Raw genomic sequence first — 11,589 nt, 5'->3', positions numbered from 1 at the left:
CACGACGGCAACCTTGTGCCGGCAGAGCGTTGCGGCCGGGCAGGTGCAGCGCGCCTTGGCGAGAATACGCCCCGAATGGACCACATTCGCTGACTATGCCACCCTCGCATTCGCTGGCGCCACTTGTGTGGTGACCCGCGGTGGCGCTGATCAGTTCCAAGAACGTCAGCGCCAGCCGGTCGGTCGATCTGCTCAAGGTGAGCGTGAAGGACTTGCCGAGCCATCGCTCGCGCTTACCCAGCCGAAGCAGCCGAGCGAGCTTGACGACGGGCTGTTGACCGCAAGCGAGGTTGCGCAACTCAAGCTCAGGGCCGATTGGGTGTTGCTGTCGGCCTGCAACACGGCAGTCGCCGACAAGCCAGGAGCGGAAGCGCTGTCGGGCCTCGCGCGAGCCTTCTTTTATCCGGGAGCACGCGCGCTTCTGGTCTCGTACGGGTCGATTGCATCGGAGGCCGCGACTCGGCTCACCACCTCGACCTTCGCGATCCTGGAGGCCGATCCGAAGCTTGGCCGCGGCGCAACGCGATGGTGACCTACATGAACGACAAGTCAAGCCCACTGAATGCTTATCCGGGATTCTGGGGGCCGTTTTCCATCATCGGAGAGGGAGCCGCGAGATGAGGGCACCGGCGGATACGTTTCCGGCGCGCAGCCGCCGGTTCGGCATGATTCTCAGCATTGTCACCGCCCTCACTGGCTCTCTGATCGTCGCTCCCGCGCGGGCGGCCGATCTGGCTCTGCCAACCGACGCGAAAATCGTCAATTACTAAAGGCCAAGCGGCTTACACGCCGTCCTCAGGCCGGTACGATGCGCGGAGCACGATTATTGAAGCCGTCCCCCCGGCCCAATATCAAGTTGGCTGCAGCCGAACTGCTCGAAATGGAGCGGCGGTGCTTTGTTGACGACCGAGGGGTGCGAGTTCGACGTATCGCGGGAAGCGCTCCGAAGGCTGGCGGGGGATTACCGAGCGAAAGGCCGCCGCTACGGTGACGTTCTCACCATCTCGTTCGCAATGCGGCGCAGATAATGATCGGCCTTGTGCCGCATCCGCTCAGAGGAATGCCCGTCGCGGATTTTTTCGAGCTGAGGGACCGCCTCTCTAAGGATGTCAGCAGCTTCTCGCGCGTTCTCGCGCTCCAGGTCGGTCGCCGTACGACCCCCTGGGCCATGAACAAGTCGGAGAGCTCGACCGGTCCACCTCAGCCGGTCTGTGGCGCTTGCTTCCGGTTTGAGAAGCGAACACCGAATAACGACGGGCATGGCCTGCAGGGATCCACGAAGAAATTTCAGGCACGCTACATCGATGGAAGCTGACATGGACCAACCTCGATACAGACTGGAACAAGAAGGCGCGGAGCTTGGAGTTCCCACGCCTTTTGAGGTTCACGTCGTTTTGTAGGCCCGCGCCGAGGGTCCTCATGGCTCAACCCTCGGTCGAGAAGCATGGGATCCTAACGTCGGTGAAATGAAGGCGCCGGGCTCAGCCCCGCATTGATTCCTCGCGCTGCGGGTTTGCACAGCTTGTCCATAGATCAACTGAAACGGATCGGCCCCGAAGCATGAACGCAATACCCAAAGTTCAGCTTCGCGTAATCCATCGGTCGATCGAGCCATCGGGTGGTCATCAATCGACCCGCCAAGTGCGCCCGAATTCACGATGAGGGACAGTGGTATTGCCTTAAGGGACATGTTGGTGGCAAGTCCCGAGAAGATAGGGTTCCAAAAGCAGCCCGCCCAGCCGGCGAAGGCGTAGCTCACGGAAGTTTTCGACTGCCGAGCAAGGTCCGAAGCTGATCTGCCTTCTAGAAATGGGGGCCGGAAAGGCTGCCTTCGCTGGACTTCTGCGAGAAAAAGCAGGGCGCGACTGGCATCACCACAGTCGCGCCCTACGTCGCCGGTCAATGGGGCAGGGGGGAATAACCGGCTGCATCAATGACGCCGGGAGGCGGGAGTCGTTCCCGACAGGCACACAAATTCTGATACACGGTTAAGTGATCGGCGAACCCGAGAAACCTCCTGGCGCGACTAAACGTTGAACCCGCGATCGCCATGGGGCGAGGGATTTTGGCCATGCCATACGCGCGCAACGGAATACTCGGCACGATCGCCGTGGGCATCACCTTCGGTGCCGTGCAGATCGCCTCGGGCGAAGGGTTGAGCCATCGCCTGCTGACGGCAACAGCCATCGCGTCCCATGACGCGGTGGATGGCGTCAATCGGGCGGCCAAGGCCGACCGTGCCGCACCGGCCGTGGTGACTTCCGAAGCGACCCGCACGCTTTCCTTCCATGTCGACCGGTTGCCCGCGACGTCTGTCGTGGTCAGGGTTCCTGCACAGGAGGCGCGTGGCGGCAGGACGCCGCCGGCTCCGGCTGCTGCCCCGATTGTGATCAACAAGGAGCAGCGCAAGCCCATGATGGCCTGCGAGCCGGTGGTCAGCGTGCTCAGCGAGATCGCCAAGCAGCTTCAGCCGGGACGCTGCGTCACCTGATGCGCTGCGTCTTTCCGTAAACGAGACTCATTCGGCGGGCGCCTGATCGCCGGCCTGGCTACGGCCAGCCAGCAGTCCGAGCGCCAGTCCGCCGACCGCAAGAAGCGGAATCAGCCGCTTGACGCCGATGGCGCGGGCGAGCTGGATGCCGGTCGCGACCGTCATGGGGTCGGCGAGGAGGCTGTGCGTAGCGGCGGACTTGGCTCGTTCTGCCGCGCGCCGCTCGATTTGGCGCTTCCGCAGGAGATAGGAGAGCGCTGAGATCAGGGCGACGATGAAGAACAGTGCCGCACCGGAGAGGCAGGCCTCCACCGGTCCATATTTGTTCAACACGACGATGAACAGCGCTGCGCACAGGAACGACGTCGTGATGAACAGGGCGATGGCCGCGAACGCCGCCAGCGTAGTCTGTCGCAGTGCTACACCCGTCGATGCCCTGAAATCGTCGATCATGCGCTGAAACATCGCATTCCCCTCTCAAGACCCATGCTCAAACGGCGCCGGATCATCCGGCGCCGCCTCGATCTTCGTGATTTTCCTTGCGCTCATTGCCGCCAAATCATCGCCGCCAAGTCACGCCGATCAGGAAGCCGAGCCCGAGCGCGAGACCGACGGTCGCGAGCGGACGCTGCGTGATCACGTCCTCCAGCGTCTCCTCGATCGTGCCCGCGGCATCCTGCGCGGCTTCCAGCACGGCGCCGCCGCGCGTGGAAACGTCCTCCAGCGCCGCGCCGACATTGGCACGGGCCTGGTTGTAGCCGCGCCGCGCCTGCTTTCTGGCGGTACCCGCGAAGGTGTTGAGCGCGTCGTTGATCTGGTCGGTGAGGGCGGCGATATCGTTCTTCACGGTTGAGACATCCTTCTCCAGGCGTTCATAGGTGACGTCGTCCGTCGTGCTGTTCATCTTGGTTTCACCATTGGGTCATCTGGGTTTCGCCATTGGCCATCGACATCGAAAGCCCCCGAGACTTTGCCGATTCGTTCCGCAGAAAACGTCCCGTCGTAACGGAAGTTCCATTCCCGCGGGGATCAATCGGCCGGCAGTTGCGGTCCGCTGCCGGGCATCAGATGCTCCTTGAGAATGAGCCCGACGATCAGGAGCGGCGACGACAGGAAACCGCCCATCGGGCCCCAGAGCCAGGTCCAGAATGCCAGCGCGAGAAACACCGCGAGCGCGTTCAACGCCAACCTGCGCCCGATGATGGTCGGGGTGATGAAATGGCCCTCCATGAAGGCGATGCCGACGAAGGCCAGCGCCGCCATCACACCGGCACCGAGGGTCGGCAGCGCAATGACGCCGACCACGAGGAGAATCACGAACATGGCGACGGGGCCGATGATCGGAACGAAATTCAACGTGGCCGCGAGCGCGCCGAGCCCGGCCGGGTTGGGCATGTGGGTGACGGCGCAGGCGATGCCGGTCGCGATCCCGACGCCGGAATTGATCAGCGTGACGGTCAGCAAATAGTTGCCGAGATGCACCTCGATCTCGTTGAGGATGCGCAGCGTCCGCAGCCTCGCTTCGTGGTCGCCGAAGGTCATGATCAGCGCCCGACGCAGATCCCTCCAGCTTGCGATGAACAGGATCAGCGTAGCGAAGAAGAGGAGAAACTCGGTGAAGGTCGGCGAAAGGAACTCGATGGTCGGTTGCAGCCAGTCGACTTTCGGCATTTCGAACGAGCCGATCGGGCCGGAGCCGCCGCCGACCATGTGCTGCAGCTCGTGCCAGAGCGCGATCGCGCGGTCGAACACGTGGAGCTTGTCTTTGAGCTCCGACGCGAGCTGAGGCAACCGCGTGCTCCAGTCCATCAAGGGCGCCGAGATCAGGCCGACTATGAAAGTGGCGCCCGCTCCCACCGCGGTCACGATCAGCACCGCCGCCAAAGCGCGCGGAATCCGGCGACGCTCCAGGAAGCTCGCGGCCGGCGACAGCATGGTGCCAACCACGAAGGCCATCACGACCGGGAGAAAGAAGGCCTTGGCGAGATAGAGGACGGCGACAACGACGATGAGCAGGAGTCCGACCAGCGCGATGGCGACGACTTCGGCGCGGCGGATGACCGGCGGCTGCTCGCTTTTGCTGTCGGGCACCGGTTCGCCGGCTTGAGAATTGGGAAGCAATCGCTCACTCGGAAGCACACGCACAGCATCTCTCTCCCCCGCGCGAGCGGGCACGAACTCTCGCGCTGCGCCGTCGCGCCCTGCGCAGTTTGAACTTTCCGTTTCCATCTCAACCCGTCCGACATGTTGCGGTTCCCTCGCGGAAACGTGAGATCGGGTGAACTTGACAGCTGCGTGTTTGCCGCAACTGCGCCCGGAACCGGGCCGCCGTCATCCGCGTTCGTGACCCAGAGCATCGCGTGATGCAGCACATCCGATGGGGCAGCACATGACACAGATCTATTCCGCCAGGAGGCCGCTCGTTCGTGCGGCCGGCACCGTCCTGTTCGCCGGCACCCTGCTGATCGGCAGCAGCCTCGTTTCGACTGGCGCGAATGCGCAGGCGCTCGGCTACGCATCGAGCGATCAGGAAGGCGCTGTTGTCCCTCCCACAGCTCAGGACGAGGACAGCGTGCTGCCCGACCGGCTGCGACGGACCATCGTCAGCTTCAGCACCGCCGAGCCGCCCGGCACCATCATCATCGATACCGGAAACACCGCGCTCTATTACGTGCTCGGCCAGGGCCGCGCGATCCGCTATGGCGTGGGCGTGGGGCGGCAGGGCTTCACCTGGGCGGGCACCCAGACCATCAGCCGCAAGGCGGAATGGCCGGACTGGTATCCGCCGGCCGAGATGGTGGCGCGCCAGCCCTATCTTCCCCGCTTCATGGCCGGCGGCCCGGGCAACCCGTTGGGCGCGCGGGCGATGTATCTCGGCTCGAGCGAATACCGCATCCACGGCACCAACGATCCCACCACGATCGGCAAGTTCGTGTCGTCGGGCTGCATCCGCCTGACCAATGAGGACGTCACCGACCTCTTCAACCGCGTCAATGTCGGCAGCCGGGTCGTGGTGCTGCCGAAGAACGCAGCGCTGCAGGCGCAGCGCGCAGTCACCGCACGGCCGGTATCGGCCCAGGCGCGTCCCGCGCGCCTGACGCTGCCCTCCGGGCGGCAGGCGATGAATCCGTCGCCGTCGTCCGTCGATTGAGCTTAGGCGTCAGGTTGGTTTGAAAGGGCGTATCATGCGGAAGACATCGGGTTGGGGATGGGCCCGTTCGATCGCGGTGCTGGCCTGCATGTCCGGCCTCGCCACCGCCGCGCGGGCGGAAGATTTCTTTTCCGCGCTGTTCGGCGGCGGCCGTCCGCCCGCGCCGCCGCAGCAGACAATACAGCGCTTCTTCGGCGATACGCCGCGCCCGGCACCGCGCATCCGCGTCAGCTACGGCGGCGGCCAGGCCTGGTGTGTGCGTTCCTGCGACGGCCGCTATTTCCCCGTCAGCGGACCCGACAATGCGAGCCGCGCCGCTTCCTGCCACAGCTTCTGCCCGGCAACCGAGACGAGCCTCGTCTATGGCAGCAATATCGACGATGCTGCGACCGAGAGCGGCAAGTCCTATTCCGACCTGCCGAACGCGTTTCGCTATCGCAAGGAGCTCGTTGCCGGCTGCACCTGCAATGGCAAGAATCCGGCCGGGCTGGCCCGGATTCCCGCCGACAGCGACCCGACCTTGCGCAAGGGCGACATCGTCGCCGGCGCCAACGGTCTCATGACCGCCGATCATGATGCGGCCAGGCACAGCTCGATGAACTTCTCCCCGATATCGGAGCAGGCCCGGGCCCGCGTCGAGCGGCTGCCTGTGGTCGCCCGGGAATAGGGCTCGTCATGCGGCGCGGATCTTGCGCAGGAAATCGTTGACCTGGTGGCCGAGCTGCTGGCTCTGGCTCTCCAGCGTCTCTGACGCCTCCTGCACGTTCCCGGCCGCGGTCGCCGCAGCATCGGCGTCGGTCTTGACGCCGGCGATGTTCTCCGAGACGTTCCTGGTGCCCTGCGAGGCAAATTGCGTCGAACGCGTGATCTCCTGGGTCGCGGCGCCCTGCTCCTGCACCGCTGCCGCGATCGCGGTCGCGACCTCGTCGACCTCGCCGATGATGCCGCCGATGCCCTTGATGGCGTCGATCGCTTCGCCTGCGACCTTCTGGATGTCGGCGATCTGCTCGGAGATCTCGTCGGTGGCTTTCGCGGTCTGGCTCGCCAGCGACTTGACTTCGGAGGCGACCACGGCGAAGCCGCGACCGGCCTCGCCGGCGCGCGCCGCTTCGATGGTGGCGTTGAGCGCCAAAAGGTTGGTCTGCGCCGCGATCGAGTTGATCAGGCCGACCACCTCGCCGATGCGTCCGGCCGATTTCGCCAGCCCCTGCACGGTGCCGTCAGTGTCGCGAGCCTGGTCGACCGCGCGCTTGGCGATGCCGGCGGCGTGGGCCGCCTGCTGGCTGATGTCGTTGATGGACGCGCTGAGCTCCTCCGCGGCGGCCGCAACGCTCTCGACGCTGCTCGAGGCGTCACCGGAAGCCTTGCGGGCAACCTCGACGCGTTGATTGGTCTGGCGCGAGACATTCGACAGGTCGTCGGAGGTCTTGCGCATCTGGCCCGAGGCATCGCCGAGCTGCTGAAGGGTGCCGCGGACCGCGCCTTCGAACGCGGCGACATAGGACTCGATGGTGCGCTGGCGCGCCGCGGCCCCCGTGTTGCGCTCGCGCTCTTGCGCCTCGATTCTGATCTTGTCCTCGGCCTGCTGCTTGAACGTCTCCAGTGCGCCGGCAAGCGCGCCGATCTCGTCCTGTCGCTCGCCGTAGCCGGTCGTGACGTCGAGGTCGCCGCCGGCGACCTTCAGCATGGCGTCGCGAATCGTCAGCAGCGGGGTGATCACGCGGCGGCCGATCATCATCATGGCGCCGAAGCCGACGGCGATCGCGGCTACGAGCAGGACGAGCTGGAGCGCGAGCGAGCGAAATGCCGCGCCATGCTGCTCGTCGCTGTGGGCCTTGGCGGCCTCCAGCGCGGCTTCGGCGACCTTCACCGCGGAGGCCAGGCGGCTGACGGTGATCGGGCTCCACTGGTTGGGAGTCATGTCGGGTTTCTGCCCGGCCAGGAGCGTATTGGCGAGGTCGTCGCGCAGCTTGAGATATTGCGGATCGAAATAGGCGGTCTTCACCGCGGCCATGGCCGCCGAGAGTGCCGGCGGTAATTGTGTGCCCGATGCCATCAGTTGCACGGCGCTCCAGGCCGCCTCGGTGCCACCGACGGTCTTCATGTAGTAAAGGTGCCGTTCTGCCGTGAGGCTGCCGGCGTTGAGTGCGTTCGAAACCGTGAGCGAGGCTTCGCCGGCGGTGTTGCGCAACAGCCAGGCGAGCTGCTTGATGGCCAGGAACTGGTCGAATACAGCGTCCTGACGGATGACGCTCGCAGCCAGCGCCGTCGAGGTCTTGTCGAGCGTGGCCAGCATCGACTGCGTCGAATCCATGTACTCCTTGCCCAGTTCCAGCCGGCGCCCGGCCTTGGGCTTGGTGGCGCTGCTCCAGAACTCGGTCTGTTGCGTGATCAGGAGCTTGTTCAGTCGGTCAAGCTCGGGAAGTAACGCCTGCTTCTCTCCGAATGCGATATCGGGAAGCAGCTCCAGCGCGCGCGCCAGTGCCGGCATCTCGTCGTCGCGGATGTCGCGCAGATATTTCTCCGCCTCGCGGTCGATCGGTTGTTCGCCGTTCAAGGCCCGGGCCGTGTAGGCCCGGTCCGTTCGCAGGTTGTGCATCGCCTTGAACAGCTTGGCCGAGGCGTCGGCGACCGCGGACATGCGGCTCGTGGCTTGCAGGAGCTGCCAGGACTCCCAGGCGCCAAGCGAGAACATAGCGACCACCACAAGCGCAGTGGCGAAGATCACCGCCTTGAGCAGTGCGGAAACGGTCAACCGATTGAGCATGAGAGATTTCCCCCGAAACGGCGGGTAATTTGGCACGAGAACGGTAAAGAACCCGCCCGGAGCGGCCTTGGTAGAACTACGGATTGGCCCGTTCACGTCCCAGTCGCAGTTCCCGCATCGGAACCGCTGCGCTGAGCTCGTCAAGATGTTCTCCTCATCCTCGGCGTCGTGTCGCTCCTGAAGTCGATCGCCGTGTTCTGAACCTCTGCGTCGCCTGCATCACCAAAGACGAGAGCCCCGGCTCGTGGCCGGGGCTCTGCTGCTGCGTGCGCCACCGCGCGGCCTTACTTCAGCGTCCTGAACCAGTCGTCCACGTCCTTGTGGATCTGGTCTTTGGCGAGCCCGTAGCGCTGTTGCAACTTGCCCTCGAGCTGGTCACGCCGGCCCTCGATCACGTTGAGGTCGTCGTCGGTGAGCTTGCCCCATTTCTCCTTGGCGGCGCCCTTGAACTGCTTCCAGTTTCCTTCGATCCGATTCCAGTCCATCTCCATCCTCCACACAGTTGGGGAGGATGAACAACGGACGGGCGGTTCGCTCGTTCCCCGTCTCGCCCGCGGCAATCAGCCCGGCGCCTTAGGCCAGAGCCCTAACCCAGAGCCCTAACCCAGAGCCTTGGCCTCCCGGCGGCGCGCGGTGAGGATGTACTCGGTGTAGCCGTTCGGCTGCACGCGGCCCCTGAACACGAGATCGCAGGCGGCCTTGAACGCCACGCCGTCGAAGGCCGGCGCCATCGGCTTGTACAGGGGATCGCCGGCATTCTGCGTGTCGACCACCTCGGCCATCCGCTTCAGCGATTCCATCACCTGGCTTTCGGAAACGACGCCCTGATGCAGCCAGTTGGCGAGATGCTGGCTCGAGATGCGCAAGGTCGCGCGGTCCTCCATCAGCCCGACGTCGTGGATGTCGGGCACCTTGGAGCAGCCGACGCCCTGGTCGATCCAGCGCACGACATAGCCGAGGATGCCCTGGCAGTTGTTGTCGATCTCCTGCCTCACGTCGTCGGGCGCCCAGTTCGACTGCGACACCGGAATCGTGAGGATGTCCGACAGCTTGGCGCGCGGGCCGCCCTTGGCGAGCTCCTGCTGCCGCGCGTTGACGTCGACCTGGTGATAATGCAGCGCGTGCAGCGTCGCCGCGGTCGGCGAGGGCACCCAGGCGGTAGTCGCGCCGGCCTGCGGATGACCGAGCTTCTGCGCCAGCATGTCGGCCATCTTGTCCGGCGCCGCCCACATGCCCTTGCCGATCTGCGCATGGCCGGGCAGACCACAGGTCAGGCCGATGTCGACGTTCCAATCCTCGTAGGCCTTGATCCACGGCTGCGCCTTCATCTCGTTCTTGCGGATCATCGCTCCCGCTTCCATCGAGGTGTGGATCTCGTCACCGGTGCGGTCGAGGAAGCCGGTATTGATGAAGACGATGCGCTTCGACGCCTTCTGGATGCAGGCCTTGAGGTTGACCGTGGTGCGCCGCTCCTCGTCCATGATGCCGACCTTCATGGTGTTTTCCGGCAGCGACAGCATCTTTTCGACGCGCGCGAACAATTCGCAGGTGAGCGCGACCTCGTCGGGACCGTGCATCTTCGGCTTGACGATATAGACCGAGCCGGTGCGGCTGTTCCTGAATTTCCCGCCTTTGAGATCGTGGATCGCGAGCAGCCCGGACACCGCTGCGTCGAGCAGGCCCTCGGGGATCTCATCGCCTTTGTCATCGAGCACCGCGTCGGTGAACATGTGGTGGCCGACATTGCGCATCAGAAGCAGACTGCGGCCGTGCAGGGTCACACTCTTGCCGTCCGCCGTCTTGTAGACGCGGTCCGGATGCAGCGCGCGCGTCATGGTCTGGCCGCCCTTGTCGAAATCGGCGGTCAGCGTGCCGTTCATCAGCCCCAGCGTGTTGCGATAGACCAGCACCTTGTCCTCGGCATCGACCGTGGCGACGCTGTCCTCCATGTCGAGGATGGTGGAGACTGCGGCCTCCATGATGATGTCGGCGACACCGGCCGGATCGTCCTTGCCGATCGGATTCTCCCGATCGATCCTGATCTCGATATGCAGGCCGTTGTTGACCAGCAGGATCGCGGACGGCGCCGCGATGTCGCCGAGATAGCCGGCAAGCTGGTCACCCGATTTCAGCGTCGTCGTGCTGCCGTCCTTCAGCGTCGCCGCGAGCTTGCCGCCCGCGATGCCGTAGGCGGCGACATCGGCATGGCTGCCGGCCGCGAGCGGCGCGGCCGCATCGAGGAACGCCTTGGCTTTCGCGATCACCTTGGCGCCGCGCGCCTTGTTGTAGCCCTTCCCCGTCTCGCTCGGATCGTGCGGGATCGCATCGGTGCCGTAGAAGGCGTCATAGAGCGAGCCCCAGCGCGCGTTCGCGGCATTGAGCGCATAACGCGCATTGGTGAGCGGCACCACGAGCTGCGGCCCGCAGATCCGGCCGATCTCCTCGTCGACCTCGGCTGTCTCGACCTTCTGTGTCGCGGGCTCCGGCAGCAGATAACCGATCTCCCGCAGGAAGGCGGTGTAGGCGTTGATGTCGAACTGCTTGCCCTTGTGGGTGCGGTGCCAGGAATCGATCTTGTCCTGCAGATTGTCGCGGATGGCGAGCAGCTCGCGGTTTCTGGGCGCCAGATCGCGGATAATGGCGGCAAGTCCCGCCCAAAACGCGTCGGGCTCGATCCCGGAATTGGGCGCCGCCTCCTTGGCGATGAAATCGAAAAGGACCGGGGCGATCGTCAATCCGTGGGCGTCGATACGCGTCATCAGGGGCGTCTCATCGAAAGGAGCAGGATGTGAGGTAACGGGGAAGGCCGCAACGGGTTGCGCCAACAGGACCTTTTAGCGCCAAAGAAGGGGGCATAGGAAGGGCTGGGCGATGGACAGGTGAAGTCCTGTAGGGTGAGCAAAGGCGCGAAGCGCCGTGCCCGCCCTTCGTTCGACAGCATCGCGCGCAGCGGTGGGCACGCTCTTACCTTTGCGCGGCAGGCTTTGGAGCGCGAGGCCGCTTTGCCCACCCTGCGGCGCCGAGACACACCTGTGCGTTCTCGCGGCACGATTGACCCGAGTTTGTTCGAGGAGGCGGCCCTCGATTCGAAGAGGGCGCAGGGAAGACCGGGTGCAGGCCGCACCCATGGCCCCCGTGCGTGAAGAATGCACGGGGCAGGAACCACAGGTTCGGCCAAGA

At 64.8% G+C, this 11,589-nt stretch carries 11 protein-coding genes and 1 pseudogene; 5 read left to right on the top strand and 7 right to left on the bottom strand.

The features are described 5' to 3' along the window. The coding region (locus JOY90_RS40225; RefSeq protein ID WP_367277011.1) for an SWIM zinc finger family protein at positions 1-84 on the bottom strand (84 nt) is incomplete at its 3' end. A gap of 112 nt (positions 85-196) precedes the next feature. Between JOY90_RS40225 and JOY90_RS30275 the strand changes: the two are divergent. The 3 genes and pseudogenes from JOY90_RS30275 to JOY90_RS30265 all read left to right on the top strand — a co-directional run. Further along, positions 197-621: pseudogene (locus tag JOY90_RS30275) on the top strand (CHAT domain-containing protein); the annotation flags it as partial. Beyond that, positions 618-770 carry a hypothetical protein gene (locus tag JOY90_RS30270; protein ID WP_291694770.1) on the top strand — a complete coding sequence of 51 codons (153 nt, stop codon included), beginning with the start codon at positions 618-620 and terminating at the stop codon, positions 768-770. The pseudogene JOY90_RS30275 and the gene JOY90_RS30270, both read left to right, overlap by 4 nt. Positions 771-2,071: 1,301 nt before the next feature. After that, positions 2,072-2,491: a hypothetical protein gene (locus JOY90_RS30265; RefSeq protein ID WP_291694769.1), complete on the top strand. Its 420-nt coding sequence runs from the start codon at positions 2,072-2,074 to the stop codon at positions 2,489-2,491. 27 nt (positions 2,492-2,518) lie between these two features. On the opposite strand, the gene JOY90_RS30260 is transcribed toward JOY90_RS30265, so the two are convergent. From JOY90_RS30260 to JOY90_RS30250, 3 genes are all read right to left on the bottom strand, one after another. Beyond that, on the bottom strand, positions 2,519-2,956 hold the full coding sequence (locus JOY90_RS30260) for a hypothetical protein (protein WP_291694768.1): 438 nt from the start codon (positions 2,954-2,956) through the stop codon (positions 2,519-2,521). Between the two features lie 94 nt (positions 2,957-3,050). After that, positions 3,051-3,395, bottom strand: a complete 345-nt coding sequence (locus tag JOY90_RS30255; RefSeq protein ID WP_291694767.1) for a YqjD family protein — start codon at positions 3,393-3,395, stop codon at positions 3,051-3,053. 125 nt (positions 3,396-3,520) lie between these two features. Beyond that, complete coding sequence (locus JOY90_RS30250; RefSeq protein ID WP_291694766.1) at positions 3,521-4,636, bottom strand: AI-2E family transporter; 1,116 nt, start codon at positions 4,634-4,636, stop codon at positions 3,521-3,523. A gap of 244 nt (positions 4,637-4,880) precedes the next feature. Between JOY90_RS30250 and JOY90_RS30245 the strand changes: the two genes are divergently transcribed. Continuing rightward, positions 4,881-5,642, top strand: a complete 762-nt coding sequence (locus tag JOY90_RS30245; RefSeq protein WP_291694765.1) for a L,D-transpeptidase — start codon at positions 4,881-4,883, stop codon at positions 5,640-5,642. Positions 5,643-5,661: 19 nt separating this feature from the next. Further along, positions 5,662-6,309, top strand: coding sequence for a DUF2865 domain-containing protein (locus JOY90_RS30240; protein WP_291694764.1), 648 nt, complete (start codon positions 5,662-5,664; stop codon positions 6,307-6,309). Positions 6,310-6,315: 6 nt separating this feature from the next. On the opposite strand, the gene JOY90_RS30235 is transcribed toward JOY90_RS30240, so the two are convergent. The 3 genes from JOY90_RS30235 to JOY90_RS30225 form a co-directional block, all read right to left on the bottom strand. Further along, on the bottom strand, positions 6,316-8,409 hold the full coding sequence (locus JOY90_RS30235; protein WP_291694763.1) for a methyl-accepting chemotaxis protein: 2,094 nt from the start codon (positions 8,407-8,409) through the stop codon (positions 6,316-6,318). Between the two features lie 284 nt (positions 8,410-8,693). Next, positions 8,694-8,894, bottom strand: a complete 201-nt coding sequence (locus tag JOY90_RS30230) for a CsbD family protein (RefSeq protein WP_291694762.1) — start codon at positions 8,892-8,894, stop codon at positions 8,694-8,696. A 114-nt stretch (positions 8,895-9,008) separates the two neighbouring features. Next, entirely contained in the window at positions 9,009-11,168 is a 2,160-nt protein-coding gene (locus JOY90_RS30225) for a malate synthase G (RefSeq protein WP_291694761.1), read from the bottom strand. Positions 11,169-11,589: the final 421 nt, after the last annotated feature.

The organism is Bradyrhizobium sp., from assembly GCF_019242285.1.
GTDB lineage: Bacteria > Pseudomonadota > Alphaproteobacteria > Rhizobiales > Xanthobacteraceae > Bradyrhizobium.
This window is presented reverse-complemented; position numbering and strand designations above follow the sequence as displayed.